This window comes from Veronia pacifica, from assembly GCF_001707825.1.
GTDB classification, from domain to species: domain Bacteria; phylum Pseudomonadota; class Gammaproteobacteria; order Enterobacterales; family Vibrionaceae; genus Veronia; species Veronia pacifica.
The window spans coordinates 46,154-69,768 of sequence record NZ_LYBM01000011.1; the positions used below are offsets into that span (position 1 = coordinate 46,154).

The 23,615-nt window shown below is 47.0% G+C and carries 33 protein-coding genes and 1 pseudogene; 18 read left to right on the forward strand and 16 right to left on the reverse strand.

Going from position 1 to position 23,615, the window contains the following annotated elements; all coding sequences use genetic code 11:
- Positions 1 to 8 precede the first annotated feature (8 nt).
- From A8L45_RS08010 to A8L45_RS08020, 3 genes are all read right to left on the reverse strand, one after another.
- A complete protein-coding gene (locus A8L45_RS08010; RefSeq protein ID WP_068901003.1) occupies positions 9 to 1,079 on the reverse strand; it encodes a YqaJ viral recombinase family nuclease in 1,071 nt (356 codons plus the stop codon).
- Positions 1,066 to 1,536 carry a hypothetical protein gene (locus A8L45_RS08015; protein ID WP_139122333.1) on the reverse strand — a complete coding sequence of 157 codons (471 nt, stop codon included), beginning with the start codon at positions 1,534 to 1,536 and terminating at the stop codon, positions 1,066 to 1,068. The genes A8L45_RS08010 and A8L45_RS08015 overlap by 14 nt, the downstream gene beginning before the upstream one ends.
- A 130-nt stretch (positions 1,537 to 1,666) precedes the next feature.
- Positions 1,667 to 2,389, reverse strand: a complete 723-nt coding sequence (locus tag A8L45_RS08020) for a S24 family peptidase (RefSeq protein ID WP_068901174.1) — start codon at positions 2,387 to 2,389, stop codon at positions 1,667 to 1,669.
- A 114-nt stretch (positions 2,390 to 2,503) separates the two neighbouring features.
- On the opposite strand from A8L45_RS08020, the gene A8L45_RS08025 reads away from it, so the two are divergent.
- Genes A8L45_RS08025 through A8L45_RS08040 form a run of 4 tightly spaced genes read left to right on the forward strand, consistent with a single transcriptional unit; the run spans position 2,504 to position 4,682 of the window.
- Positions 2,504 to 2,713, forward strand: a complete 210-nt coding sequence (locus A8L45_RS08025; RefSeq protein ID WP_068901007.1) for a Cro/CI family transcriptional regulator — start codon at positions 2,504 to 2,506, stop codon at positions 2,711 to 2,713.
- A gap of 17 nt (positions 2,714 to 2,730) precedes the next feature.
- Positions 2,731 to 3,174: a phage regulatory CII family protein gene (locus A8L45_RS08030; RefSeq protein ID WP_068901009.1), complete on the forward strand. Its 444-nt coding sequence runs from the start codon at positions 2,731 to 2,733 to the stop codon at positions 3,172 to 3,174.
- The gene (locus tag A8L45_RS08035; protein ID WP_068901012.1) at positions 3,167 to 4,048 is read left to right on the forward strand and encodes a replication protein; all 882 of its coding nucleotides are present in this window, start codon (positions 3,167 to 3,169) and stop codon (positions 4,046 to 4,048) included. The genes A8L45_RS08030 and A8L45_RS08035 overlap by 8 nt, the downstream gene beginning before the upstream one ends.
- On the forward strand, positions 4,035 to 4,682 hold the full coding sequence (locus A8L45_RS08040) for a DUF6475 domain-containing protein (RefSeq protein WP_068901014.1): 648 nt from the start codon (positions 4,035 to 4,037) through the stop codon (positions 4,680 to 4,682). The genes A8L45_RS08035 and A8L45_RS08040 overlap by 14 nt, the downstream gene beginning before the upstream one ends.
- A 63-nt stretch (positions 4,683 to 4,745) precedes the next feature.
- On the opposite strand, the gene A8L45_RS25495 is transcribed toward A8L45_RS08040, so the two are convergent.
- A complete protein-coding gene (locus A8L45_RS25495; RefSeq protein ID WP_281181500.1) occupies positions 4,746 to 4,868 on the reverse strand; it encodes a hypothetical protein in 123 nt (40 codons plus the stop codon).
- Positions 4,869 to 4,894: 26 nt separating this feature from the next.
- On the opposite strand from A8L45_RS25495, the gene A8L45_RS25675 reads away from it, so the two are divergent.
- Positions 4,895 to 5,065: a hypothetical protein gene (locus A8L45_RS25675; protein WP_175401940.1), complete on the forward strand. Its 171-nt coding sequence runs from the start codon at positions 4,895 to 4,897 to the stop codon at positions 5,063 to 5,065.
- 49 nt (positions 5,066 to 5,114) lie between these two features.
- Complete coding sequence (locus A8L45_RS25680; protein WP_432416289.1) at positions 5,115 to 5,387, forward strand: Mor transcription activator family protein; 273 nt, start codon at positions 5,115 to 5,117, stop codon at positions 5,385 to 5,387.
- Here the strand turns inward: A8L45_RS25680 and A8L45_RS08055 are convergent.
- Complete coding sequence (locus A8L45_RS08055) at positions 5,384 to 6,547, reverse strand: pentapeptide repeat-containing protein (RefSeq protein WP_083228248.1); 1,164 nt, start codon at positions 6,545 to 6,547, stop codon at positions 5,384 to 5,386. The two genes, A8L45_RS25680 and A8L45_RS08055, sit on opposite strands and share 4 nt — an antisense overlap.
- Before the next feature lie 68 nt (positions 6,548 to 6,615).
- Between A8L45_RS08055 and A8L45_RS25810 the strand changes: the two genes are divergently transcribed.
- The 9 genes and pseudogenes from A8L45_RS25810 (at position 6,616) to A8L45_RS08095 (ending at position 12,822) form a co-directional block, all read left to right on the forward strand.
- Positions 6,616 to 7,011, forward strand: coding sequence for a M15 family metallopeptidase (locus tag A8L45_RS25810; RefSeq protein ID WP_068901022.1), 396 nt, complete (start codon positions 6,616 to 6,618; stop codon positions 7,009 to 7,011).
- Positions 7,011 to 7,418 (forward strand): 3TM-type holin, encoded by a 408-nt coding sequence (locus tag A8L45_RS08065; protein WP_068901024.1) that lies wholly within the window; start codon positions 7,011 to 7,013, stop codon positions 7,416 to 7,418. Before A8L45_RS25810 ends, A8L45_RS08065 begins: the two co-directional genes overlap by 1 nt.
- Entirely contained in the window at positions 7,415 to 7,606 is a 192-nt protein-coding gene (locus tag A8L45_RS08070) for a phage holin (protein ID WP_245680677.1), read from the forward strand. Before A8L45_RS08065 ends, A8L45_RS08070 begins: the two co-directional genes overlap by 4 nt.
- The gene (locus A8L45_RS08075) at positions 7,593 to 8,114 is read left to right on the forward strand and encodes a hypothetical protein (RefSeq protein ID WP_068901027.1); all 522 of its coding nucleotides are present in this window, start codon (positions 7,593 to 7,595) and stop codon (positions 8,112 to 8,114) included. The genes A8L45_RS08070 and A8L45_RS08075 overlap by 14 nt, the downstream gene beginning before the upstream one ends.
- Positions 8,111 to 9,619, forward strand: a complete 1,509-nt coding sequence (terL, locus tag A8L45_RS08080; protein WP_068901029.1) for a phage terminase large subunit — start codon at positions 8,111 to 8,113, stop codon at positions 9,617 to 9,619. Before A8L45_RS08075 ends, terL begins: the two co-directional genes overlap by 4 nt.
- Positions 9,613 to 11,112: a DUF935 domain-containing protein gene (locus tag A8L45_RS08085; protein WP_068901031.1), complete on the forward strand. Its 1,500-nt coding sequence runs from the start codon at positions 9,613 to 9,615 to the stop codon at positions 11,110 to 11,112. Before terL ends, A8L45_RS08085 begins: the two co-directional genes overlap by 7 nt.
- A 131-nt stretch (positions 11,113 to 11,243) precedes the next feature.
- Positions 11,244 to 11,582 (forward strand): annotated as a pseudogene (locus A8L45_RS25685) (phage head morphogenesis protein); the annotation flags it as partial.
- Positions 11,583 to 11,606: 24 nt separating this feature from the next.
- Positions 11,607 to 12,626: a hypothetical protein gene (locus tag A8L45_RS08090; protein WP_245680679.1), complete on the forward strand. Its 1,020-nt coding sequence runs from the start codon at positions 11,607 to 11,609 to the stop codon at positions 12,624 to 12,626.
- Entirely contained in the window at positions 12,619 to 12,822 is a 204-nt protein-coding gene (locus A8L45_RS08095) for a hypothetical protein (protein WP_068901035.1), read from the forward strand. The genes A8L45_RS08090 and A8L45_RS08095 overlap by 8 nt, the downstream gene beginning before the upstream one ends.
- A gap of 44 nt (positions 12,823 to 12,866) precedes the next feature.
- Here A8L45_RS08095 and A8L45_RS08100 read toward each other — a convergent pair whose 3' ends face one another.
- The 3 genes from A8L45_RS08100 to A8L45_RS08110 form a co-directional block, all read right to left on the reverse strand.
- Complete coding sequence (locus A8L45_RS08100; RefSeq protein WP_068901036.1) at positions 12,867 to 13,103, reverse strand: hypothetical protein; 237 nt, start codon at positions 13,101 to 13,103, stop codon at positions 12,867 to 12,869.
- 235 nt (positions 13,104 to 13,338) lie between these two features.
- Complete coding sequence (locus A8L45_RS08105; RefSeq protein ID WP_068901038.1) at positions 13,339 to 13,662, reverse strand: hypothetical protein; 324 nt, start codon at positions 13,660 to 13,662, stop codon at positions 13,339 to 13,341.
- Positions 13,663 to 13,748: 86 nt separating this feature from the next.
- Entirely contained in the window at positions 13,749 to 15,461 is a 1,713-nt protein-coding gene (locus A8L45_RS08110) for a DUF2971 domain-containing protein (protein WP_175401941.1), read from the reverse strand.
- 181 nt (positions 15,462 to 15,642) lie between these two features.
- Here A8L45_RS08110 and A8L45_RS08115 point away from each other — a divergent pair, with 181 nt between their 5' ends.
- Entirely contained in the window at positions 15,643 to 16,377 is a 735-nt protein-coding gene (locus tag A8L45_RS08115) for a DNA/RNA non-specific endonuclease (protein WP_068901042.1), read from the forward strand.
- Between the two features lie 46 nt (positions 16,378 to 16,423).
- Here A8L45_RS08115 and A8L45_RS08120 read toward each other — a convergent pair whose 3' ends face one another.
- The 5 genes from A8L45_RS08120 to A8L45_RS24515 form a co-directional block, all read right to left on the reverse strand.
- Positions 16,424 to 17,011 carry a hypothetical protein gene (locus A8L45_RS08120; protein ID WP_068901045.1) on the reverse strand — a complete coding sequence of 196 codons (588 nt, stop codon included), beginning with the start codon at positions 17,009 to 17,011 and terminating at the stop codon, positions 16,424 to 16,426.
- Between the two features lie 187 nt (positions 17,012 to 17,198).
- The gene (locus A8L45_RS24990; RefSeq protein WP_068901047.1) at positions 17,199 to 17,708 is read right to left on the reverse strand and encodes a YHYH domain-containing protein; all 510 of its coding nucleotides are present in this window, start codon (positions 17,706 to 17,708) and stop codon (positions 17,199 to 17,201) included.
- 295 nt (positions 17,709 to 18,003) lie between these two features.
- Positions 18,004 to 18,750, reverse strand: a complete 747-nt coding sequence (locus A8L45_RS08130) for a phage antirepressor KilAC domain-containing protein (protein ID WP_068901049.1) — start codon at positions 18,748 to 18,750, stop codon at positions 18,004 to 18,006.
- Positions 18,747 to 18,956 carry a hypothetical protein gene (locus A8L45_RS08135; RefSeq protein WP_068901051.1) on the reverse strand — a complete coding sequence of 70 codons (210 nt, stop codon included), beginning with the start codon at positions 18,954 to 18,956 and terminating at the stop codon, positions 18,747 to 18,749. Before A8L45_RS08135 ends, A8L45_RS08130 begins: the two co-directional genes overlap by 4 nt.
- A gap of 70 nt (positions 18,957 to 19,026) precedes the next feature.
- A complete protein-coding gene (locus tag A8L45_RS24515; protein ID WP_175401942.1) occupies positions 19,027 to 19,185 on the reverse strand; it encodes a hypothetical protein in 159 nt (52 codons plus the stop codon).
- Positions 19,186 to 19,282: 97 nt separating this feature from the next.
- Here A8L45_RS24515 and A8L45_RS08140 point away from each other — a divergent pair, with 97 nt between their 5' ends.
- Positions 19,283 to 19,609 carry an Arc family DNA-binding protein gene (locus A8L45_RS08140; protein WP_217492135.1) on the forward strand — a complete coding sequence of 109 codons (327 nt, stop codon included), beginning with the start codon at positions 19,283 to 19,285 and terminating at the stop codon, positions 19,607 to 19,609.
- A gap of 204 nt (positions 19,610 to 19,813) precedes the next feature.
- Here the strand turns inward: A8L45_RS08140 and A8L45_RS08145 are convergent, their stop codons facing one another.
- The 3 genes from A8L45_RS08145 to A8L45_RS08155 all read right to left on the reverse strand — a co-directional run bounded on the left by A8L45_RS08145 (position 19,814) and on the right by A8L45_RS08155 (position 22,509).
- Positions 19,814 to 20,476, reverse strand: a complete 663-nt coding sequence (locus A8L45_RS08145; protein ID WP_068901056.1) for a hypothetical protein — start codon at positions 20,474 to 20,476, stop codon at positions 19,814 to 19,816.
- A gap of 383 nt (positions 20,477 to 20,859) precedes the next feature.
- Positions 20,860 to 21,360 (reverse strand): CC0125/CC1285 family lipoprotein, encoded by a 501-nt coding sequence (locus A8L45_RS08150; protein ID WP_068901058.1) that lies wholly within the window; start codon positions 21,358 to 21,360, stop codon positions 20,860 to 20,862.
- Between the two features lie 894 nt (positions 21,361 to 22,254).
- A complete protein-coding gene (locus A8L45_RS08155) occupies positions 22,255 to 22,509 on the reverse strand; it encodes a GIY-YIG nuclease family protein (RefSeq protein ID WP_068901060.1) in 255 nt (84 codons plus the stop codon).
- Positions 22,510 to 22,812: 303 nt separating this feature from the next.
- Between A8L45_RS08155 and A8L45_RS08160 the strand changes: the two genes are divergently transcribed.
- Complete coding sequence (locus A8L45_RS08160; RefSeq protein ID WP_068901063.1) at positions 22,813 to 23,553, forward strand: hypothetical protein; 741 nt, start codon at positions 22,813 to 22,815, stop codon at positions 23,551 to 23,553.
- Positions 23,554 to 23,615: the final 62 nt, after the last annotated feature.

Sequence of the window (23,615 nt, forward strand, 5' to 3'; positions counted from 1 at the left end):
ATGGCCTCCTAGATGCGAAAAACGCGATTTTGTGTGCTGCGGGTAAATTGGGTGACCAACTCAGGATCGGCCTTCTTCAATGCGGCAGTATCGACTCGGTTGGTCATCTGGGTTTTCCAGCTACACAGTTTTTTGCCTTCGCTGTCGATAAGAAGCTCGGCATGCTCGCCCATGAATGCTTTGATCTGCATATCGAGCCCACCGATGAACTTGCCGCCGACTTTGGGCCCATAGGCCTCTGTTTCCAGTGCCTTTATCTGCTCTTTCAGGGTCATGTAATGGCGGAAAGTGTCAAGGATATCGGGAGTGGCCACGATGCTGTTGCCGTTGTCCTGTCGATAGATAGACTCTAAATCCTGTAGGGTTTGAGGCTCGGGAGCGACGTCTGCGATCACATGCTCAAACCAGAAAGCAGTGAGCCTTTGGGTGACAATATCGACCAGTTGCTGGTTCCATTTCATGGTGTAGACACGAAAGTCATTGCCGCCAATCAGTACAGCCAGATCCCATTGGCGCTTATCCAGTACAACCATGTAATGCAGTTCCTGAAGCATATAATGCTCGGGCACCTCATCATCGGCCTCAACCAATACCACTTCATCATTCTTCTTGGCGTAAACATTACCCGTGCCCCACATATCCCGTGCTGCCCATTTGTCAGCCGTTTTGCACTCTAGGCCCTTGTCAGCTCCAACGATATGGCGGTCAATATTGGCACGTAGCCAAGGCAGTGTTTTATTGACAAAAGGGTAGTTTCGCTTCTGGACTTTCTGGCCCGTGCGGCGGGCGTATTCTTTGGCGACTACATCTTCAAGTTCATTGCCAAAATGAACACGGTCATTATCTGATAAGTCCTCCGGATCACGGCGACCTGTTTTCTCTTCCCACACCTCGTAGGCGGTACGATAGGGACTGAGGCCAAGGATGGCAGCGACATCACTGCCACCGATGCCAAGGCGGCGCTGAAAATGAAAGTTGTCCTCGTGAGAGAGGTTTGGGTAGTTAGTGCCTTCAATAAGGGCATCGACATAGTTTTGATGGATATCTACTTTGGTCGGGTATTGTTCACATGCGGTCATGTTGGCGATCCTCCACAAGAGTGGTAGCGAGCTTGAAGGCAATATCCTCGGCGGCCTCGGCAATGAGGGCTTGGTACTCTTCGGAGAGGTTAGAGAATGCCTCCCGATCGCCGCGAGTGCGGGCCAACGCCTCACACACCATGCAGAAGTCGTCACTTTCAAAGGCTTTGGACAGGACGTCATCAAAGTGCCAGTCGTCTTTGCCAACGTGAACATGGTTACCGGCTAACAGGTCTTTGGAGATATCGCCAGTGAGAGTGTCGATGGTTGAGGCTTTTTCATCCTCCTGCTTTTGTAGGAGCAGAAAGTGATTAATGTCATTGGTGATGATGCAGTGCGCGTTCATGTTGCCTCCAAAAAGGTTGATGGCCCGTCGGTTTGCGGACCCATGAACATTAAGCGGTAAATAACCTTGGTTATAAATATCGGTCAATGTTTCAAGACATAATATAACCAAAGTTTAAATGAGTGGGGTTGTTTTAAATTTAAGAAAGGTTATATTTTGATATTACTTAGGTTATTAAAAACAAAAAAAACCCACTAATTCAGCAGGTTTAATTGAAAAAAATAACTATAGTTTTTATTGACTATTTGAAGGTCAGCACTGAATACCAGAATATCCTTCCAATAATACGAATTAGCTTTCTGCTCTCAGCATCGTAATTCTCATCAGGATACTCGTCGCTGTTGAAGCTTCTCAGGCGAAGCCCGCCGCCCGGTAGGTTCTGTAAAATCTTTATACGTAACAATCCATCGTGGTCGATAGCATATATGTCACCGTCAACAACGTATTTCTCACCAGTGTCGACGCCAACTGTGGCACGATTCGGCATTACTGGTTCCATGCTATTTCCAGATATATTCACGCACACGACGTTCTCTTGCTGGATATTTCCACGTCTCAGTGTGGCCTTAGAAAATCGGAGTTTAGGCCCCTCGTACTCTTTACTGCATACTGCACCGTTGCCCGCACTCAGCTCAACCTCATTAAGAAAAGGTATTTCAACTTCATCATCTCTTAGAGGTGTACTGTCATCCCACGTTTCGATACCGCCTGACCAGTTGGCGTTCGACTCCGCTGCACTCTTTGTATGGTTAATCTCCACAGGAACGTCTTCATCACCAACGAGCCATGATGGGTCACACTGAAGTGCTTTGGCTATTTCGAATATCTTGGTTGTACTACCTGTTTTCCCGGATACCAATTTGTGCACCGATACTTGAGACAGACCTACAAGTTCGGCCAATTCTTGTTGATTGATACCGAGCTCCGACATTCTTAATTTTATCTTTTGCGCTAATTTACTCATATCAAAGATGTTATTACTTAAGTTATATTTTTTCAATAACCAAGACTCTTGACATGTTTATACCTTTGGTTATATTCGTTCGATGGCAAATTAAATTTGAGTTATGGAGGCTCCATGTTCAAGCAAAATGCCATCCACTATTTTGGCTCCCAACAAAAGACTGCGGAGGCACTGGGGATCAGCCAGCCCGCGATCGCTAACTGGAAAAACATTATTCCCCAAAAGCAAGCCTTAATTCTCGAACGCCTCACTGAGGGCAAGCTTGTTTATGACCCATCGTTGTACAGGAAAGTATCTCAATCTCCTGATGATGTGAACGTTTAGATTAGAGAGGGTCACACATGGACCATATCGATACGGCGATATACGCCACAGTTCACGACTCCAATATTTCTGCAAGATTAATCGCTCAGCATCTTGGGAACTCTCACCAAGTCCTCATCAACAAAGCCAATCCTCAGAATGACACTCACAAATTATCACTGCGTGAAGCATTAGCTATTCAGCTTATTACCGGGAATCGTCGGATTTATGAGGCGATGGGCACTGAACTCGATCTGCTGAAAGACAACTCACCATCCACCAACCTTCTTGAGTCGGTCCTGAGGGCGACGGCTGAACATGGTGATGTCGTTCGTGCTATTCAAAACTCGCTCAATGATGGCATCTTCACGCTCCGCGAAAGGGAGAAATGCCAGCAGGAGGTCAATGAGGCTATTTCTGCGCTTGAAGCACTGAGAAAAGCCATCGTGACAGAACCATTGAGAGGTGTCTGCCATGGCTGAAGTTATTGAGTTTACAGGTAAGGCGAGAGTAGACGATGGCTTCTACCGCGTCGCCAATCAATTGGGCAGGGCACTTTGTAGGGTCAGATTGAGTGACAGGGAGAGCCGGGTGGTTCAGGCCGTCATGATGAAGACCTATGGCTTCAATAAAAGCATGGACTGGATGTGTAATGCGCAAATTGCCGAGCTGACGGGTATACACGTTACCAACATAGGCAAGGTTAAGTCTGCACTAAAACGGCGCAATATTCTCATTGTCATCGACAAGCAAATTGGCCTCAATCCGATGACTGATGAATGGGTTTATGAGGATAGGAGGAGCGAGATAAAAAGTCAGGTTCGACTCGTTAAAACGTCAACCCCGACTCGTACAAAGAAAGTCAGTCCTGACTCGGGGGGGAGTCAATCCCGACTCGACACAAAGTCAGTTTCGACTCGTAAAAAAGTCAGCCCCGACAACCACAATAGACAAGACACTATTACAAAAGACAAGGTTACAAAAGACAGCGCGCGCGAGCGACGCGCCCCACGAGCTTCACCCCCTCCCTCTGATTTTGATATTTCAACAGAGCTGTTCAACTGGGCAACCAAGAACGAGATCGTTGTCGACCTGACTCAGGAGACTGAGAAGTTTCTGGACTACCACAGGGCCAAGGGCTCGACCTTCAAGGACTGGACCGCTGCATGGCGTAACTGGATGCGAAACGCCAAGCGCTTTGCTGCGAACCACAAACCCAAGGCGGCCAATGACAACGAAACAGGTTTGTTCACCAAGGAAATTCAGGAATGGATTGATGCGCCGGATGCTTCACCCATCAGTGAAGAGCGCCGTGCAGCATTGATGGCGGGAGCAATTGACTATGGAACTTTCTGAAAAAACTCTGTTTGCAGAGCTGATGTGCATGACTGCAAGCCTGTACATGAAAGAGCCGCTGTCTCGGCCATCCCTTGGGATTTATTGGAATGCACTCAAGGACTTCCCACTCGAAGACGTGAGGCGAGCCCTGGACTTACACCTGAGAAATACCGATACCGGGCAGTTTTTCCCCAAGCCAGCAGACATCATCCGCCAGATGGAGGGCAACACCCAGACCCGTGGTGAGCTGGCATGGACCAAGGTTTCCAAAGCCATTCAGTCCGTTGGGGCATGGCAATCCGTGGTCTTCGACGACTCAATCATCCATCAGGTGATCAGCGATATGGGCGGCTGGGTCTCACTGTGTCACACGGACAACGAGGAATTGCCATACCGCCACAATGAGTTTGTCAGGCGATACAGGGCGTATACCAGCCAGCCACCGATAGGTTACCCCAAAAAGCTGATTGGCATCAGCGAAGCCAACAACTCGCAAAGCGGTCAACCCATTGACGATCCGATGGTTATCGGTGAGATCGAAAAGGCTAAAGGAGTCTATCAGGGAGGAAGACGCTGTTTCGACAAGCCGCAGCAGATGTCCATTGAGGACCTGTGCAGCAACGTGGTCAGGCTCAAGAATGAGCAATCTTGAAGCCACCCTCGCCATGCAGCTGCTGGTCGTGGGCGTACCGGAGCCGGAAAGGGAATACCGGTTTCATCCCATCCGGCGATGGCGGTTTGACTTTGCATGGCCGGACAGGCTGTTAGCCGTTGAGGTAGAGGGCGGTGGCTGGAGCGGTGGCAGGCATACCCGGTGCAAGGGCTTTGCCAGTGACATGGTGAAGTATTCCGAGGCGATGCGGCTTGGCTGGACGGTCTACCGCTGTGATGGTGGGCTCATCCAGAGCGGGGAGGCCATCACTGCCATTGAGACGATTCTGGCGAGGTTACCTATTGCGCACACTGCGTCGCGACTGCGCACAAATCCCGACGCACCTGCGTCGCAAGGGGGAAGCGGATGACAGTATTGCATGAGATTGCTGAGGTGATAGGACCTGTGTCTGCACTGAAGCTGGGGCAGGAGATGGGTGGGGCGACCCTCTATGTGCCGCACTTTCCCAGTCACTTCCATCCCTTGGTATTGGCCATTGGGCAAGTGGCAGCAGAGCGGCTGTGCCGGTTCTATGGGGGTGAGACGCTGGACATCCCGAACAAGGTCATGGTCCGGAGGGTCAGAAACCAGCTTATCCGGAAGACCTACCATGGGATGCCAGAGCGGGAGTCTAACAGGGCCATGCACCTTGCGCGGGAGTACGGCCTGTCGAGGAGGCATGTGTTGAATATTGTGCGGTGTTAGTTTTCTTTGCCCTTGTCGTCAGGGTGAACTGGGATTGGTGCGCCGCAGGCAAGTTCGGCGTCGCGGTAGGCCAGTTGCCAGTTTTTAGCTTTGGTTAACTGTTCACATGTCTTATTGTCATGTAGTGTCTTTGTGTCTGAAGTAAAATCTGCTTCGCGTAAATCAGCACCTTTGATATCGGCTCCACGAAGGTCTGAACCAATTAGTGACGCTTGATTTAGTTTGGCACTCTCGAGAATAGAACCTCTGAGATTTGAATCGTTAAGTTTGGCCGCTTGCATCTCAGCTGAAAATAACACTGCTTCTTCCATATTGGCCTTCTCAAGATTTGACCTTTGAAAGATTGCTCCCAAAAGCTCAGATGCACTCAGGTTTGCACCGTTTAAAGAGGCGTTCTTAAAGTTCGCATCCATTAGTTTAGCATTGGTGAAGTTAGCGCCTAGGAGACTAGCGTTTCCAAAGTCACTAAATTGTGCATTTGCAGACAGGAAATGTGCATTATCAAGTTGACTTTCGACCAGTATGGAGTCCGTTAAGTTTGCACTGTTGAATATTGTGTTTTTGAGGTTGGATTTCATTAGGTTAGCCATTTTGAGATTGGCTAGTTCAAAATTCGCACCTTCTAGGTTTGCTCTGAGAAGATTTGTGCGTTCCAAGTTTGCTGAGAACAATATGGCATCCTGAAGATTGGCAAATGCTAGATTAGCTCTGCTGAGGTCAGCCGATGCTAAGAAGGCTCTAGGAAGTTCTACTTTTCGGAGAAAAACAGGGCTTACCCTGTCATTTGAGCTTTCATCTTTTATTGTATCCGAACTTATAGGAGGAATACTAAGGTTTATACCTATGAGAGGTTCACCAATGCTATTGAGATACTCTAGCGCCTCTTTTTTGCCGCTGTTTCCGGGAGCTTTGTTAGTCAGTAACTGCCAAGCATTTATTTTTCTCTGCTCTTGTCGTCCCTCATAATCCCAGTAAAAGCTAACGATGGTGATAACTAACAAGAAAGAGCTAACCGCTGAAAATATTCTCACTACGTGCAGTTGGTCCAACCAATCCGCAAAAGCGTGTAGGCGATCTTTTTTTGATTCGTGTTTGGAATCTTTTGCTTGTTTATATCGTTGATAGCCGCTTACTGCCATTTTTTCTCCTGAGTGAATCATTTCACCTAACCAGCCTTTTAGTAACGGTGCACCCTGCTTGCTGAGATACCGTTAAAAAGGCCGCGTCTATGACCTATAAATTGGGCAACCGTTCCTGTCAACGGCTCCAAGGCGTACATTGCCACCTTGTCCAGATTGTGCAACATGCCATTACCCTCACCTCGACTGACTTCACTGTCCTCGAAGGCCTTCGCACGCATGAACGTCAACGGGTGTTGTTCAAAAAGGGCGCGACTAAAACCATGAACAGCCGCCACCTGACGGGCCATGCCGTAGACCTCGGTGCATGGGTCAGCGGGGAAGTGCGCTGGGACTGGCCGCTGTATTACCGCATTGCGGATGCTGTCAAAGCGGCATCCATTGAGCTGGGCATACCCATCGAATGGGGCGGGGACTGGAAGAGCTTTCCCGATGGTCCCCATTTTCAGCTGCCGTGGGCTGAGTATCCGGTGGAGGACAGCTGATGGCGGTATGGAAACTACTGACAGGGCTGGTCTCACCGGTGACCAAACTCATTGATGACCTCCACACCAGTGATGAAGAGCGGCTGGCGGTCAAAGCGAAGCTGTTTGAACTGCAAACGGCAATGGCCACCAAGGTACTGGACTACGAGACCCGACTGATGGAAGCACAGGCCAAGGTCATCACGGCCGAGGCACAGGGTGACAGCTGGCTGCAACGTATCTGGCGACCGGTGACCATGCTGTGTTTTCTGGCGCTGGTTATCCTCGACAGCTTTGGTCTGTTGGCGTTTCGTCTGGCCCCCGAGGCGTGGATGCTGCTGCAAATTGGGCTTGGCGGCTATGTCGTCGGGCGCAGTGTCGAGAAGGTGGCCCCCACGCTGCGTGATGCCTTCAGGGGAGAAAAATGATGGAAAAACTCACCGTCGGCGTGAATTACTCCGCCTCTGCCGCCACCGTCTTTGCCGGTCTCACTTTCAACGAGTGGGTGGCACTGGGCGGCCTCCTGATTGGCCTAGGTACCTTCATCACCAACCTCTGGTACAAGCGTGAACACCTCAAGCTTCAGCGAAAGGAGAAAGGCCATGACGCCAATTGACTGGCTGGGCGTAGAGACCGAGTACCGCAAGGGGGTGGAGTCGAACCGGAAAATTGCCAAGACCTACGGCATTTCTGAGGCCGCTATCCGCCGTCAGGCCAAGAAACATGGCTGGGTGCGGGATAACGGACAGGTTAAGCGTGAGCGGGTCAGGGCCCATTTTGCGGGGATTGCCTTGCCTGATGTGGAGGACCAGCCGGAAGCGGTGGTCGAAGCGATTGAACAAGCCGCCTCGGATGATATCCGGGACATGGACATTGGTCTTGATAATGCCCGTCTGGCTCTGGGGTTGGTCAATAAAACCCTCCGTGACCTGATGGCCAATGAACAGGCCTGCCGATTACTGATGGCCGATGCCAAAAACCTCAAACTCCTGACCGAGACCAACCGCCTTAACATCGACATCATCCGCAAAATTCGTGGTCTGGACGAACCCGGCGGACAGGAGCGGGAGATGAGTGAGGCTGAGATTGATGCGCGTATCGCTGAGCTTCGGAAGAAACTATGACCGAGGCAAAGCGGGAGCTGCTATCGCTGCTAGAACGCAAGCGGGCCATGCGGGCCCGTCACTCTCTTGATGCCTTCTGCCGCAGTATTGTCATTCCCGGTGCGCCAATTAACGACGATGAAGGATGTGATGAGTTCTACCCCGACACCGTCTTGCCTGCCCGTCATCATCAGCTTATCAATGAAGCCCTCGAGAAGGTGGAAACCGGGGACATCAAACGCCTGATGGTGTTCATGCCACCGGGCTCGGCCAAGTCCACCTATGGCAGCGTAGTGTTTCCAACATGGTTCATGGGTAAGAACCCCGGCAAGCAAATCATCTCGACTTCCTATGCCTCTAATCTGGCGTGGAAGTTCTCCCGCAAGTGCCGCCAAATCTGCAAAAGCCCGGAGTATGAAGCCATCTTTGGCAGCCAGCTGACGCCAGACCACAAAGCGGTTGAGGCATGGTCGCTCACCAACGGAGCTGGCTATATGGCCGGGGGTGTGCTGTCGGGCATTACCGGGAACCGGGCTGATGGCCTTATCAATGACGACCCCATCAAGGGACGGGAACAGGCCGACAGTGAGGTTATCCGTGACAAGACGTGGGAGGCGTATAAATCTGACCTGCGCACCCGCCTAAAACCCAATGGCTTCATCATCTGGATATTGACCCGCTGGCATGAGGACGACCCCGTTGGGCGCATTTTGCCCAAGAACTACAGTGGTGAGTCCGGCTGGATTGAGGCACAGGATGGCGAGCAGTGGTATGTCATTTCCCTTCAGGCTGAATGTGAGCGCGATGATGACCCCCTTTGCCGTGACCGGGGCGAGTTTCTTTGGACTGACTGGTTTTCCCCAACATTCTGGCGACAGGAAAAACGCACGCAGGGGACCCGTAACTGGGAGGCTCTATATCAGCAGCGGCCCGCACCTTCAGAAGGGGGATTGATCAAGCGAGCCTGGATCAAACGCTACCGGGTACCCCCTGCTAACCCCATTCGTATTGTGCATAGCTGGGACACGGCCAACAAGGCCAAAGAGATCAACGACCCCTCAGTGTGTACCGTGTGGGCCGAGACCAAGCTGGCCTATTACCTGCTATATGTCTGGCGTGACCGGGTGGAATACCCGGCATTGAGGTCAATGGCCAAGAGCATTGCCAAGAAATTCCCACCCCACGCGATGCTGATTGAGGACAAGGCCAGTGGCCAGCAACTGATTCAGGACCTTCGGGCCGAGACCCGCCTGCCGGTCATTCCTATCGAGCCCGAGAACGACAAGATCATCCGCCTCTCATCCGAGTCTCCCAAGTTTGAAGCCGGGAAGGTGTTCTTCCCTGACGAGGCCGAGTGGCTGCCGGATTATGAGCGCGAGCTGTTCAGCTGCCCCCTGTGTGACACGTTCGATCAGGTCGACAGCACCAGTCAGTTCCTGCGCTGGGCGGGGTCGAGCATTGAGCATTACGAGTATGAGCGGGTTCGAGGTGGCGGAAACAGCTTTAAAAGGGAGGGCGCATGGTGACCAAACCTAAACTGACACGGGAAATTGCCGGAGCCACGGCGATCAGAAATCCATGGGGCAGTGGCTCAGCAGCCAGTGGCCTGACACCGTCAAGACTGGCCAGCATTCTGATTGCAGCCGGTGAGGGCGACCTCGAGGCCTATCTCACCCTTGCCGAAGAGATGGAAGAGCGCGATCCGCATTACTCCAGTGTGCTAAGGACCCGCAAACTGGCTGTGGCCGGGCTGCCGGTCAACATTGAGGCCGGAGGTGAGGACGACCATGCAGAGAAGCTGGCTGATGCAGTGCGGGAACTGACTGAAGCCCCTGAGTTTGGCGAGCTGGTCGATAATGCCCTCGATGCGCTGGGCAAAGGCTTCAGCGTCAATGAAATTATGTGGGACCGCACCGGAGAGAGGTGGATGCCGTCGGATTATCGCTGGCGTGACCCCCGTTTTTTCCAGTTCCATCAGCAGCGGCCGGATGAACTTCGCCTGATGGATGAGCGAGACCCAGTCCATGGCATTCCCTTGGCCCCGTATAAGTTTGTCATTCACAAGCCCCGGATGAAGTCAGGGCTGATTTTACGCGGTGGCTTGGCCCGTTTGGTGGCCTTTTCCTATGTCTGCAAGATGTATGGTCTCAAGGACTGGCTGGGCTTTCTGGAGATTTATGGCATCCCACTGAGACTGGGTAAATACGGTCCCGGGGCCAATGAGGAAGACAAAGCTATCCTCAAAACAGCGGTGGCCAATATCGGTTCAGATGCGGCGGCTATTCTGCCAGATTCGATGCTGATTGAGTTTGAGCAAATTTCACAGGCCTCCGGGGCCTCGGATGTGTTCGCCCGTTTGGTGGAATGGATAGACAGGCAAGTCTCCAAGGCCGTGTTGGGTCAAACTGCGACCACCGAGGGCACACCGGGCAAACTGGGCAACGAAGAGGCCCAGAACGAGGTCAGGCAGGACCTGATTGAAGCCGATGCCCGGCAGTTGTCGAACACCTTGAACCGCGACCTCATCCGCCCCTTTATCGACCTCAATTTCGGCCCCCAGAAAACCTATCCCAAGGTAGTCATCGCCATCCCGGAGAAGGAAGACATCAATGCGCTGGCGGCGAACCTTGAGAAGTTGGTCCCGCTGGGGCTGAAGGTCTCGGCGCAGGAAGTGAGGGCCAAGCTTGGACTGTCGGAGCCTGCCAGTGATGCAGACCTGCTGGGTGTGCCGGTACAGCCGGAGCCCTCAGAGGAGGAAAACCCTGTCCAGCAACGGGCCCTAAACCGCACCACGCTGGATGATATCGACACCATTGCTGAGATGATGCTGGATGACTGGGAAGAGAGCCGTAGCATTACCGACCCTATCCTCGACGCGGTGAAGGCCGCGCAAAGTTATGACGACCTGTTGGCTCTGCTGCCCACTCTGCTGGAGAAAGTCGACCCGAAAGCCCTCACTGACAGCCTCGCCAAAGCAGGCCTGATGGCCCACGGGGAGGGCCGGGAAGGCGAGGAATGATAGTTCCTGCCACGCCGCCGGTACCGAAGGATGCGCTGGCTTATTTACGGGCCAAAGGGTACCGCCTTGCATGGCATTATGACGAGGTCTGGCGTGAAGAGCACACCAAGGCGTTTATGGTCGCCAAGGCGATGACGCAGGACCTCCTGATAGATATTCGCCATGGTGTAGATAAGGCGCTGGCGCAGGGGAAAACGCTGGCAAGGTTCAAGGCCGAGCTGGAGCCGATGCTGGCAAAACGAGGATGGCTTGGCAGGGCACTGATGCCGGATGGTTCGGTGGTCGAGCTGGGTACCCCGAGGCGGCTGAAACTCATCTACGACACCAACCTGCGTACCTCCCGGGGGACTGGCCAGTGGGCCCGTATTATGCGTAATAAGGCGGTGTTGCCTTACCTGCGTTATGGCCTCGGCCCCTCCAAAGAGCACCGCCATCAACACACCCTCTGGGAAGGTCTCATCCTACCCGTTGACCATCCGTTCTGGGACACCCACATGCCGCCAAACGGTTTTGGCTGTCGCTGTCGGGTGAGGCAACTGACCCGGGAAGAGGTGGAAAGACGGGGCGGGCCATCAGAGGCGCCGGAGGTCACCCAAACCGAATGGACGAACAAGCGCACCGGCGAAACCATGATGGTCACTGAGGGACTCGACCCCGGCTGGGACTATAACCCGGGTAAAGCGAGGCTGGCGGGGGTGGAAAAACAGGCCAAGGAAAAGGACAAAGCCTTTGCCAAGGCGGTTGGTACTCCTGACAAGCCCGCGCCTTCGATAAAATCTGTCGTTCCCAGTGCCCTGTCCACACTGAAAAACATTACCGGCGAGGCAATTGGGCGTATATTGGAGCAAATACCGGGGGCCGAGAAGAGACTGGCCAAGGTGGCCGAGTTTACGCAGGCGAAGGACATCAAAACACTCATCATCAAACAGGCCGAGATGGGGCAGCGAAACCGTGCCGCGAGTCGGATACGTGAACAGGTGCTGGATTATCTTGATGAAGAGCAGCGTCGCTATGGCCACAATAACTACACCATCACCAATCCATCCCGCACCGGTGGATTTACTGCATCTGTGTTCAACCATGTGGTGGTGAAGGGCAACAGCAAGGTGAAGTTCAGCGACAAGAAGGCCAAGCAAGTGGCTGAGGAGCTGAAAGCAGCGGTGAAATTGGCGGCGGATACCCGAGAGAAAGGTGACGCGCCGGGTCTTTGGACAATTGCTGCCAAGGCGTCACCCGAAGCGGAACTAGTGGCCACGTGGGTGCATGAACTGGGGCATCAGGTGCACTATTGGGCGGGTGCAGAGAGGGCTGAGAAGGTGGCGAAGCGGTTTCTGTCACGGTATTCACAGTCGGGTATTTCTCGGCGAGATTACTATGAATATCATGCTGAACACTTTTGCGCTTGGCTGTTTGATAGAGATGCCTTTGCAAAGTTTGACCCCGATGCCGCGAGATATTTTGATGAACTGATTGAAAAAGCTATCAGAGGACAAGAGAGGAAACGACATGACTGAAGAAGAAGCGCTGGATAAGGCACAGAATCATAAAGGTGACCACCGAAGCTATGCTCATCTTTTGCTCGAGCTTCAACCCTATATTTCAGACGAGAAATTTGGCTGGCTTTGGGAGGGCTTCATCGCTGCCGCACCCTTTGAGGTGGTCATGGAGCTAAATGGTGGTGACGACAATGTGGTGTCGATTGAGCGTTAGCTATTTTTGAAGGAGCAGGAATTATACCTGCCCGATAGAAGGCATTATTCGACAGGAACTTTTCGTTTGGTAAGACCTTGCTTGCTCATACAAGAAAACAAATTTTTCATCATGCCAAATGACTTATCGAGTTCGGCTTCAAATTCCTTGTTATTCTTGTACTTTTTATCTTTCATACCTGATGCATGTGATTGAATATAGGCTTGTTTTTCATCAAAATCACAAGTGGTTTTTGCGGCGAGTATTTCTTCTTGCGAGGCTCGGACATTTGATTCATTCATCCATACCGACTCCTTTTTTGTAGCAGAACAACCAGATGAAAATAGAATGAAGATGCAAGTCAGGGCGAATCTTTTCATATCAATTACCGTCATTATTTTGAGTTTGTAACATTTTGCGAGAACACGATAACTCTTGCGAAAACGCTTAGCGAGCCACAGACGATATATCAATGAATATAATCTTTAAAATGCAGCATAAGTTCACAAAGTAAATAACAGTAGATGCCTACTATATTCACACCCCAACCACCTTCCCTCTATCCAGCACCAAGTAATACCGCCGCTCCTTGAAGATACCCAATAGCTTCTGGTCGGTGATTGCCTCCCATGGTCCTTTTTCATTGTCGTTGGCTGAGAACCCAAGGATATTGACCATCTTGACACGCTGCTCGTAGCGCAGGTGTCTGCGTTCGATAAACCCGCCAAACATGTAATAGACCAAGCTGCCGTCTCTTAGCAGGGCGGGGATATAGTCAACCCGTGAGGTGCGGTCGAGATGATGAGACGGGCACCAGACGTTGACAGTTCGACAGGTACTTTTGAATCGGATAGCTGGCATAGTGAAAATATACTGTATAAATAAACAGTATTAATGTAGCAGAGAGGAAGAGGGGAGAGCAAGGGGGCGATGTGCCCCCAAGTTGGTTATCGGTAGTCGATCTCAGAGTGACGGACTTTGGTGTGGTGATGGCCGTTTTCGAGAAGGCGCTTTTTGAGGCTTAACTCGACGGCACGTTTGTCTTTGACCTTAGGGCCGATGACAATTTCTGAATCTGGTCCGGTGAAGAGAATAGGACCAGTCGTTGTGAAGAGTTTACCGATATCACTCTCGTCCAGTTGCGCTTCATGAAGCTCTTTACGGGTGAACAGCCTAACTTCGTTTTCGCTGGAATATTGCTCATCTTTATAGAGGTACATCACCTCATTAAGCATGTAGTAGATGGCTATATGACACTCTCTTTTAAGCTCTTCGTTATCTGTTGGAATGTGGCGTCGGAGTTTGTTTAAGGCAATAGCAATTTTCTTCACGGCCTTTTTTTTGGCTTTTTCTGAATACTGTACTTTGTATAAAGAGTACGTCCTTTCATCTTTTCCAGAGGCAGAATTTATTAAAGACCACGCAAAATTTTCATCAGACTTAATGTTCACTCTCAGGCTATAGCCGTCACCATCTGCACCGTAGGCTCGCCATAAATCAAGTCTGTCGCTCGACATTGTGAAAGAGGCCATATAAGTAGCATCGTGCTTACTGAGTTCGCGTTCTATATTGATGTCATCATCATAAACATCACGAAGCAGTTCATATGGTTTTTGATGAGTGCTGATAGTGCTTCTTCTGAAAGTATCAAGCAGGCTTTTTCCTTCATTCGGATCATTCATATAGTCTTCATGATAAAGCCTAATTATGTTCGTTTCTGAGCCATTAGACTCTTTAGGAAGTATGGAGTTGATCGCTGGCCAGCGAGTGAAATGATAAATTGGGCCATCTACATAATTACAGTAGCGACAGCTATCCATTATTTCTTGTATCAAAGCCTGTAAGTCATCAAATGCTGATTTAAGGTTCTTACACTTAGTGCCTCTAAATATTCTCTCAAAAGACGGATGATTCAGGAATTGATACGCCTTTTCGACTCCCGCATTTGTAGCTTTTTTGAAATACTTTTGGGCTTTATCCAAAGACTTCTTACAACCAGCACCTGAGTGATATAATAATCCAAGCAAATAGTAACCATCAGGATTATTTGACTGCTTCACAGCTTTCTTTGCATAAATGAAAGATTTTTCATAATCTGGCTCACAACCTATTCCTTCTCCAAGCATTATGGCAAGGTTATATTGTGCGTCACTTCTACCATTATCTGCTGATGTTTTCATCCATGAGTATGCTTTTTCTTCATCGGGATTACATCCCTCCCCATCAAGATATGCAAAAGCAAGGTTATATTGAGCTGCGGTTTCATTTTGATGGGCTGCTCTCTTTAGCCACCTGAATGACCTCTTTAAATGAGGTTTGCAACCTTGCCCCTTTTTAAAAGCGATGGATAGATTAAACTGGGCTTCTGGGTGCCTGTTTTTGGCCGCTCTCTTTGCCCACTTAAAAGCCTTACTAATATCCGGCTTACAGGCATCACCTTTTTTGTACATGACGGAGAGGCTATTCTGAGCGTCCACATTGCCACCAATAGCAGCAGTTTTGATCCACAAAAATGATAATTTAGGATCACACTTAACTGATTTACCGTGGTAGTAACGTATCCCAATTTCATACTGCGCTTCAGAATCTCCATCCAAAGCTCTCTTTTTCAGTTCTTCAATTGATTCAGCGTAAACAGCTTTGTTGTTCTTCTCTGTCATTTTCCAGCTTTCTAAAACATTATCATCTGTATGTATATTACTTCGCGAGACCCTCATGGACTAATTATCCAAAACTGACTGCCTATAATTTCGACATAAATTCAATTAATTGCGGAAGGGATAATCATTAAGCACGGTATGATAAGTCTAAAATCACGGACAATTCTTACAAGGACTCCCCATGAACCGCCTTTTACTCGCTGCCGCCAGCCTGATGCTTCCCTCACTGGCCTCAGCCAACACTTTCTCTGTCCATTGCCCGATTGGCTGCCCTGAAAACCCTGAAGGTAACCATCAGGTGTTCACCCATATCTATGGCATGTCGATGAGCCCTGAGACCAAGTTCGCTAACTGGGTGGCCTATGAAGTGACGCCGCAGAACTTTGGCGTGAGCCCAGGAAGGAATTGGGACCATAATGAAGCCATCCCAAGCGATATCGTGATGGAAGAGAAAGATTACAGCGGTTCGTGGAAGGCACTTGGCGTCGACAAGGGACACATGGCTCCGCTGGCCGCGTTCGCTAATAACCCGTATTGGTATGAGACCAACTATATCAGCAACATCACCCCGCAAAAGTCAGCCCTGAATCAGGGACCATGGGAAGAACTCGAGGCAGCAATCCGTAAAGGGGCCACCTATGAGTCACCTTTCTATGTTGTGACCGGGTCACTGTTTGAAAAAAAGATGCCAGCACTGCCCAAGGCTGATGAATCACACAAGATACCATCTGGGTTTTATAAGCTGGTTTACAACGCCAAAGGGGAAGGTGTGGCATTCATTATGGAGCAGGACAGTGGGCGAAGTGACAACTACTGTGCGAAGCAGGTGTCGATAAGCGAACTCAGTGGCAGAGTAGGGTATGTGTTGCCGTCAGTGGAAGTGGATGCGGAGATGGTGAAGAGAGTGGGGTGTTAGAAGGAGGGGACGGAATGTCCCCTAATTGAGTGTTCTAAACAACTGGTCAATCCTTTCTTTGAGCAGAGCATAAATAGTCAAGTTCAATCTCATTGCTCGTTATTTTTTCTAGGTAGTTTTTTCCAACCAGCATTGGTATGTGCTCTATCTCTTCGTCACGAACAAGCTCTTTCTGGTGGCCATGTAATACGGCGAAATGTGGCCAAGGCATACCATAGTGCCTGCTTACTCTTGATACTGTCGTTGGGTCCACCACGTAGTCTTCACCAATCGTGACCCAAACATGTATTCCAATATTTTTCTCTTGAGAGATTTCTTTCCACTCGGCTTCGAGGTTTTCCTGCGTTGCACTATATAAACTTTCAGAGCGAAACTTAACTTCTCCATAAGTAAGTTCACAAGGGATTTTATTTTGTTGTAGGAACATAAAAACCTGGCTGGCAAAATTCATGCAGCTTGCACCACGGTACCCGTCTCCGTGCAAATTTACTAAGAAGGTACTAACCTCGTGCATAAGTCTGTCGAACTTTTCATCGAAAGATACATGGTGCTCAGATGAGTTGACGACTCTTGGTTCAATACCCATCTGGGTAGATTTCTCAACTGACTGACGAAACTGCGCTAGGTAATCCATGAAATAGTTCCTAAAGAATCAAAAATAATTTGCGTCAAAGGTTATCAATAAAAAGGCATTGAAGAGGTGAGTCTTTCTGGGGTGTAACTCTAAAATATACTATTAATCAATGTATTAGTTTCTTTTGAAGCGGAGATGTTGGAGAGTGGGATGTTGATTAGAGGGGACATATCGTCCCCTCTTCAAATCAATGATAATGAACACCTTCACTGCCAAATAGGAATGACGCACTTACATAAGCGGAAGACTTTTCTTCAGAGCTTTTCTTAACAAGAGGTAGCCGGAAACCAAAACCTAAATAATCTCTATTAGCTGAAATATGAAAGTATTTATAACCTAACTGAAGGCTCTCCGATGTTGTCACGACCGCAACACGCCATCCAGCATCTGTCGATACTCCCAAGTCTAAACCAAGGTTAACGCTGTCATGGTGACTGCCTGCTTCTCCAACTGACAGACCGACGTAAGGAATATACACACTATCTTTTAGGTCGTGCTGATATCCGATATTCAAATCCCAAGCCTGCATTTGCGCCGAGCTTGAGCCGGAACCTGACGTTGAGCCGTTTTTTGGGTTATGGCAATGATAAGGCTTACTGCCTGCATGGCATCCATTTTCATCTGTACCCCCTGAATGGGCGAATACGTTCGAGGAAAAAGCTGCTGCCAGTAAGATTGTTTTTATATAAAAGTTCATGAAAATCCATTTCTCTGTTGAATGCCTACTCATTCTGTAGGCTCTTTTATTTAGAGTGATTAAATTGATAAATCTGCCGAAAACGTACTGATATAACCTGTATTACAGTTATATTTCAGCTATTTATTTGGCAAATATGATTGTATCAGGGTGAGTCATTTTGTCGGGGGTATAGTTGCGAGGTGTGCCTAAGTATGCATTTTAAGGGTGTTGTAACCCAGATGACGAGAGAGTGGGGTGCTGATACCCCACTTTCAGATATTTTGCTCCATAAAGGCCTTTCGGGCCTTAACATTTATCTAGGAAGCAGAGCCAAATTAGTAGGCATCATTGGGGAGAGTTGTTCGGCCAAAATGGCCAGTCCTTTCGAGGTGACCCGGACTTGGTCCACTGTTCTTTCAAACTCGCCGTTGTTCACTGTCGTCACCTTATGCTCTAGCAGCCCCCGCTGAATCTTATCCTGATAGGCCATCCAGTTTCGGTTCTCCGTTCGTCGGTAAATCCATTTCCTTTCAGATAACCAATTGAAGAGGTCTTTGGGACGCATCTGCAAATCCTTGGCCGCATTGGTGATGCACATGGAGCCTTGGGTGCAGGCTATCCGGTGGAACGCTTCAACCTTTGGGTGGTCGGCCTCCACTTTGGCTTTTAACCGGATATTTTCCTCTTCGGCTTCCATGGCGAGGTTAATCAGGTCCATCCGTGAGAGTTTCATCTGGCCCGCTGGCGAGTAGCTGCCTGTCTTTCGAATCGAGGGTAGGACATCATCGACCACCCATTCTTCGAACTTCTCGGCCTCGGGTAACTTGGACCGCATGATGAGGCGGTAGACATCGCGTTCTGGGATGATTTGCACGTATCTGACCTGACCTCCCATTTCGGTAGGGCAGGTTTTTATCTTTTTACAATGGGTACTTACGGCCTTTGATGTGTTGGAATACCCTAAAATATCGGCAATGTCTTTGGCTATAAACCAAGGATTACCATCATCGTCAATTACTCGAATTTCGGCATTTTGAAACTGGAAAGGAATAACGTTCATGCGGCCTCCTTGAAAAGGTGCTGGCAAGCGTTGTTAATGTCTGTGATGCGATCACTGAGAAGCCAGAGGGCGTTTGACAGGGTAGTAATGTCAATGGTGCGGTATTGATCGTCCACACAGAGAGTATCGATGAGGGCGTTGGCCTGTGCCAACATACGGTTAATATCGTCTTGAATCTCTTGAGTGTTCTTTGCTACGGTGTTCATGTCGATTCTCCTACTTTGGATAGGGTGTTGACATAGGACCTCATGAGTGGCTGCTCATGGGGTTCTTTCGTTAAAGAGCATTATTGATGAGTCTTTTTCTCCTGACTTGGCTAACTAAAAAGTTAACCTCTGCTGTTATGGAGCGATGATTTGTCTTGGCCTGTCTTTTTAGCCAAGTGTGATTGGATGCATCAAGTCGGATCTTGATTTGGGTCTTTTCCTCTGTCATGTATCTATCCTTTTTGCTAAGTTTCAGATAGAACCATAGAGGTTCCACAACAACATAGAACCGTGGTGGTTCCATGTCAATAGGGTTTGGTGAATTTATGACCGAAGATAAGACCATGCAGTTCAAGATTCGAATCGGTGAAGAGCTGCACGGAAAGATTAAAGAGTCAGCAGAACAGGCACATAACAGCTTAAATACTGAAATTCTCGAAAGGCTAAGCGCCACTGTAAAAATTGATGAATTTTTGAAAGAAAAAGGCGAACCTTATAGATATAACAACATCATTGAAATGCATTCCAAATTAGAGGCAGCACTTCAAAACACGGCTGACGTTCTCGCTCGTAATGAAGAATCGCTGAATACACGCCTAGTCGAAATGGAAGACAACCTCCTCAAGAAAATGGCGGAGCTGATGAAGGGTTAAGAACAAAGTTTTGCCTCAGACTTTCATTTAGCAAAACTGAGTGAGCTTTGAAATAGCGTAATGTTTAGAACTGGCCGAGAGTGACATCAAAGTTCTGGGCGTGTTGTTGTGACGATGAATAAAGAGTGATAATTTTTATGGCCTCATACCGTCTGTGTGGTGATCTTCAACTTTTAGACATGAACTATTATGATGTATAAAATATCACCTTTTAATTTTACCACTTATTAACTTGTAAAAAGAATAAAATTTAGGTGTTAATGGAATTAAAAATGTTAAAAGAACCACATATGGCTCAAATGGGCCTTCTGGATCTAAACACCATAAGAATATTATTATAACCAATGGTAAATACATAATTAATTCTAAAATTTTTTTAAATTTAAAATATTTATTTTTTGATTTAATTTCTTCCTGATTACAAGATTTTTTTAAAGAAAATTCTATGGTTTTTAACTCATTTACAAATTTGTTGAAGTGAATATGCATTTTACCTTTTAGTTTTAATATGAATTCATCATGATTTGAAGAAAGAGTTGAGATTTCAAAACTATTTAATAAGACGTTTTTACAACCTGAATTATATCTTTCATGCTTTTTTTTGACAATTTCTATTATATGTTCGCTAAGATTTGGATAGTATTCAATAGGTGTATTTTTTACAAATGATATAATTGATTCATAAATTTTTTCATTTCCATGACATATATAGTGTATTGTTCTACTTATGGTATTTCCTGAACGAAGCCAGCCAACCGAAGCATGGTTGGCATGCATTGTTTGAATATTGCTATCTAGTTCAATTATTGTTTCTCTAATGACTATATCTATCTTTTCCTCTAAAATTTTTTTAAATTCAAGATCCATAAATATCCTAATAAGCTAATGAATAATAAAGGGTTAAAAACTATTTTAAATATTTTCAGACCTAACCATTCGTCTTACAGACAATCGATTTAACCAGTCTTACAGAAAATAACCAAAATAAGGAATATAAATTTTATCTTGGTAGAGCATATCAAATTGGTTCTGAAGCTAGAATCCTACCCAAGTGCGTTCGCTCGAAAAGCCATCAATTTTGTAAGGTAATTTGATGCGTACAGCGAAGTGATTTCTATTCTCTTTTATAGGTTGCGAGGGTGTGAAGGGATTGTTTGCGAAAGGCTAAAATAACATGGCCCCCGCGGGTGCGGTGACCATGGGGCATAGACAAACCTCTTATTACTTCGATTGAACGCCGTTTGAGATGCCTAGCTTGCAGTAGGGAAAATACCATATTTTTGCGAAATGCTTTTGTATGTAAACTTAGCATTATAGCTAAATAGGTTTTCAGGTTTCTCTTTAAAGCAAACTATTGTGTTTGATGAGTTTGGCTTTGAAATATTATAGGTTTGACCACCATAAGTTGTAGTTGTCGCATTGCCGTATGTATAACTGCCTGAACCATAGAAGCTTGCGGATGTATTCGATGTTGTTGGGGTTGTATATGTACTATTTGATGAGTAACTATTGGCATCAATAACAGCAAAATATGTGAAACCATTTTGTAATGTCAGTTCTGCGCTTCGCAACAGAGTAAAATCTGAAGCTCTCTCTTTACTTGTATATGCGTTACCTTTGAAGGTAACTTTAAATACGTTTTCGTCTATCTGCGTTTCAGAGTAGCCGCCAGTAAAGCCATTACTTTGGTAAGTAGTTGCACATCCTTGTAGACAGGCTAATACCAAAATTAATACTGATAATTTTTTCATTGTTTGTCCTGTTTACACAAAAGTCTAAAAAGCCCCAATGTGTCAATATAGACTCGACGACTTTCCATTATAAATTAGATATTTAATATCTTATTCTTTGTGAGCCTCTAGTGTTTTTGACTCACAAACAAGTGACGAGAATTAAGCTTGTGAAAAATTTCAAAAGGGGAATATAAATTTACTCGGCGGAGCATACCAAACTGGGCATGGGGCTAAAATCCGATCTAGGGGCTTTTGCTCTAAAAGTGTGCCGAGTTTGAGACGGCATTTGCGTAGTGCAACGAATTGATTTCTATTCTCTTTTATAGGTGGCGATTTTGTGAAAGGTTTGGGGGGAAAAGGCTAAAAGCAAGTACTCCATACAGGGTTTGGATAAATTTCTTTACAAGAGTAAATGGGTAGATAAGCAAGAAAAGTCAATTGCGTGTGCTTATGGTGATGGTCGAGAGGCATTAAACCCTTATGTTCGCAGCCTCTCTTTGAAACTAGAATTCGGTAATTTTTTAACTATTAATACTCTGGCTCGATACCAGTCCCGTCACAATGTGTACACTCAATTGGCTGGTAATCTACAGGTTGATCATCATTAAGTTCTTGCCAATTAGCCCTCCCAACCTTAGTGCCATCGCATACTGAACAAACTTCATCTTCCATAAAGATACCTCCTTTGTAATAAGAGTATGTAGAAAGAAAAGATTTACTTTCTTTCATAAGGCTCAATTAACATACCAAAGCACACAAGGTTAATAAGGCTTAATTTTGTGCTGTCACTCGCAATTCTTCGGGTTTTGAGTTTAAAGATTCGGGTTAATCTCTGATTTAAAGTGATAATATCTTTATCTAGTGGCTACAGCACCGATGCCACTAGTGGTTGATGCAATTTATGGGAATTGGTTACCCATCATTATCTTTGTTGTACTGGGGGTTTTTATTTTTGTGGTTTTTTCTGTAAGTTTTTAAGCGGTCAGCTTCCTTCTTCATTGCGCCATCCTCTGTCATCTTTCTGGACGTGATTTCCATCTTGGAGAAATCCTTGCCATCGGACTTGTGCTCTTTTGCTCTACGATCTGGATTGTTAGTTGTACCGACGTAAACAACTTTGTTACCTTTCTTCAGTTCATAAGTAACCGTATCACGCTTTTTCGTCATTTATTTCCCTTAAACTAATGAAATTTATGATGTGGAAAAGGCATAAACCTTAAATTGTGATAATTTGACCTTCTGTGACGTGAAAAAACTCCTCTTTATAAGCCTCGCTATGTGACTATATGACTGCAAGCCTTTCATAATGGTACATTTATCTATACACAAAAATTTTTTTTGGTAAAGTAAAAAGTCAAATTTATAACATGTAAATAATTGATTAAATTATCAATTACTAGCTTTTTGGTCTGTGTGATGGTGTATGCCCAGAGTCAGCCCTTTTATGGAGTTATTAGGTTTTTAGTAGATATGTTTGAAGAATTTAACTTTGCTAGCGTTATGTCATTAATCGGTGTGATTATCGTCATGATTAAGCTGGTATTTTGGATAAAAGATACGCAGAAAGTTCATAGGAACAAGAGTATCGAGCTGATACACAATGCCTTTAAGGAACCTAATTACTTAGGACGGGAGTTTGTTATTGAGCAGTTAATGGAGGTCCAATACAAGGCCCACATACCCTTTACTCATATAGAATTCATGCTCAGCCATCATAGATCGAGTGATTTACTTCGGTTCTACAGGCGGGGCATCAAGTTTTTGAATACAGAGAACGGCTCTTTTGAGCTAAAGGAAAAATGGAGAGGTAAGTCACCTCGTGTGGCAGTGGTACAAAACGCGCTTTTGAACCTTCTCTATCTATTACTTTCACTTGTTTTCGCATGTGCTTTTGCCTACGCAACACTATCAATCTTTCGGGAAACGCTCAACAGTGACAAAGTGCTAGCGATGCTCCCATACATTATCCTCTGTTGGATTTCTTCAGCTCTAACAGGTGTTTGTATTGGGCTGGCCATAAGAATAGCCTCGGATTCAAGTAGTCCAAGAGACGCATATCAGTTTATGTCGGCATTAGGGGAAACTAATCGCAGAGAGATGCAGAGTGATAATGCCAATACTGAAAATGAGCATCAAGGCAATGCTCCAGATAGGGTTAATGGAAACTCACAGACAATGAAGCCTGAATCAATCTCGCAATATCAATTGTAGTTTAAAATACCATGTTAATATCTTATGGAAATTTTATTTAGGTAATGAGTTGCTCTCTTTTT

What these genes read in the sequence shown, in the direction of transcription:
- A8L45_RS08010 (WP_068901003.1), bottom strand. Translation starts at nt 1,079, where the DNA reads ATGACCGCATGTGAACAATACCCGACCAAAGTAGATATCCATCAAAAC.
- A8L45_RS08020 (WP_068901174.1), bottom strand. Translation starts at nt 2,389, where the DNA reads ATGAGTAAATTAGCGCAAAAGATAAAATTAAGAATGTCGGAGCTCGGT.
- A8L45_RS08025 (WP_068901007.1), top strand. Translation starts at nt 2,504, where the DNA reads ATGTTCAAGCAAAATGCCATCCACTATTTTGGCTCCCAACAAAAGACT.
- A8L45_RS08030 (WP_068901009.1), top strand. Translation starts at nt 2,731, where the DNA reads ATGGACCATATCGATACGGCGATATACGCCACAGTTCACGACTCCAAT.
- A8L45_RS08035 (WP_068901012.1), top strand. Translation starts at nt 3,167, where the DNA reads ATGGCTGAAGTTATTGAGTTTACAGGTAAGGCGAGAGTAGACGATGGC.
- A8L45_RS08040 (WP_068901014.1), top strand. Translation starts at nt 4,035, where the DNA reads ATGGAACTTTCTGAAAAAACTCTGTTTGCAGAGCTGATGTGCATGACT.
- A8L45_RS25495 (WP_281181500.1), bottom strand. Translation starts at nt 4,868, where the DNA reads ATGTCACTGGCAAAGCCCTTGCACCGGGTATGCCTGCCACCGCTCCAG.
- A8L45_RS25680 (WP_432416289.1), top strand. Translation starts at nt 5,115, where the DNA reads ATGGGTGGGGCGACCCTCTATGTGCCGCACTTTCCCAGTCACTTCCAT.
- A8L45_RS08055 (WP_083228248.1), bottom strand. Translation starts at nt 6,547, where the DNA reads ATGATTCACTCAGGAGAAAAAATGGCAGTAAGCGGCTATCAACGATAT.
- A8L45_RS25810 (WP_068901022.1), top strand. Translation starts at nt 6,616, where the DNA reads ATGACCTATAAATTGGGCAACCGTTCCTGTCAACGGCTCCAAGGCGTA.
- A8L45_RS08065 (WP_068901024.1), top strand. Translation starts at nt 7,011, where the DNA reads ATGGCGGTATGGAAACTACTGACAGGGCTGGTCTCACCGGTGACCAAA.
- A8L45_RS08070 (WP_245680677.1), top strand. Translation starts at nt 7,415, where the DNA reads ATGATGGAAAAACTCACCGTCGGCGTGAATTACTCCGCCTCTGCCGCC.
- A8L45_RS08075 (WP_068901027.1), top strand. Translation starts at nt 7,593, where the DNA reads ATGACGCCAATTGACTGGCTGGGCGTAGAGACCGAGTACCGCAAGGGG.
- terL (WP_068901029.1), top strand. Translation starts at nt 8,111, where the DNA reads ATGACCGAGGCAAAGCGGGAGCTGCTATCGCTGCTAGAACGCAAGCGG.
- A8L45_RS08085 (WP_068901031.1), top strand. Translation starts at nt 9,613, where the DNA reads ATGGTGACCAAACCTAAACTGACACGGGAAATTGCCGGAGCCACGGCG.
- A8L45_RS08090 (WP_245680679.1), top strand. Translation starts at nt 11,607, where the DNA reads ATGCCGCCAAACGGTTTTGGCTGTCGCTGTCGGGTGAGGCAACTGACC.
- A8L45_RS08095 (WP_068901035.1), top strand. Translation starts at nt 12,619, where the DNA reads ATGACTGAAGAAGAAGCGCTGGATAAGGCACAGAATCATAAAGGTGAC.
- A8L45_RS08100 (WP_068901036.1), bottom strand. Translation starts at nt 13,103, where the DNA reads ATGAATGAATCAAATGTCCGAGCCTCGCAAGAAGAAATACTCGCCGCA.
- A8L45_RS08105 (WP_068901038.1), bottom strand. Translation starts at nt 13,662, where the DNA reads ATGCCAGCTATCCGATTCAAAAGTACCTGTCGAACTGTCAACGTCTGG.
- A8L45_RS08110 (WP_175401941.1), bottom strand. Translation starts at nt 15,461, where the DNA reads ATGACAGAGAAGAACAACAAAGCTGTTTACGCTGAATCAATTGAAGAA.
- A8L45_RS08115 (WP_068901042.1), top strand. Translation starts at nt 15,643, where the DNA reads ATGAACCGCCTTTTACTCGCTGCCGCCAGCCTGATGCTTCCCTCACTG.
- A8L45_RS08120 (WP_068901045.1), bottom strand. Translation starts at nt 17,011, where the DNA reads ATGGATTACCTAGCGCAGTTTCGTCAGTCAGTTGAGAAATCTACCCAG.
- A8L45_RS24990 (WP_068901047.1), bottom strand. Translation starts at nt 17,708, where the DNA reads ATGAACTTTTATATAAAAACAATCTTACTGGCAGCAGCTTTTTCCTCG.
- A8L45_RS08130 (WP_068901049.1), bottom strand. Translation starts at nt 18,750, where the DNA reads ATGAACGTTATTCCTTTCCAGTTTCAAAATGCCGAAATTCGAGTAATT.
- A8L45_RS08135 (WP_068901051.1), bottom strand. Translation starts at nt 18,956, where the DNA reads ATGAACACCGTAGCAAAGAACACTCAAGAGATTCAAGACGATATTAAC.
- A8L45_RS24515 (WP_175401942.1), bottom strand. Translation starts at nt 19,185, where the DNA reads ATGACAGAGGAAAAGACCCAAATCAAGATCCGACTTGATGCATCCAAT.
- A8L45_RS08140 (WP_217492135.1), top strand. Translation starts at nt 19,283, where the DNA reads ATGACCGAAGATAAGACCATGCAGTTCAAGATTCGAATCGGTGAAGAG.
- A8L45_RS08145 (WP_068901056.1), bottom strand. Translation starts at nt 20,476, where the DNA reads ATGGATCTTGAATTTAAAAAAATTTTAGAGGAAAAGATAGATATAGTC.
- A8L45_RS08150 (WP_068901058.1), bottom strand. Translation starts at nt 21,360, where the DNA reads ATGAAAAAATTATCAGTATTAATTTTGGTATTAGCCTGTCTACAAGGA.
- A8L45_RS08155 (WP_068901060.1), bottom strand. Translation starts at nt 22,509, where the DNA reads ATGACGAAAAAGCGTGATACGGTTACTTATGAACTGAAGAAAGGTAAC.
- A8L45_RS08160 (WP_068901063.1), top strand. Translation starts at nt 22,813, where the DNA reads ATGTTTGAAGAATTTAACTTTGCTAGCGTTATGTCATTAATCGGTGTG.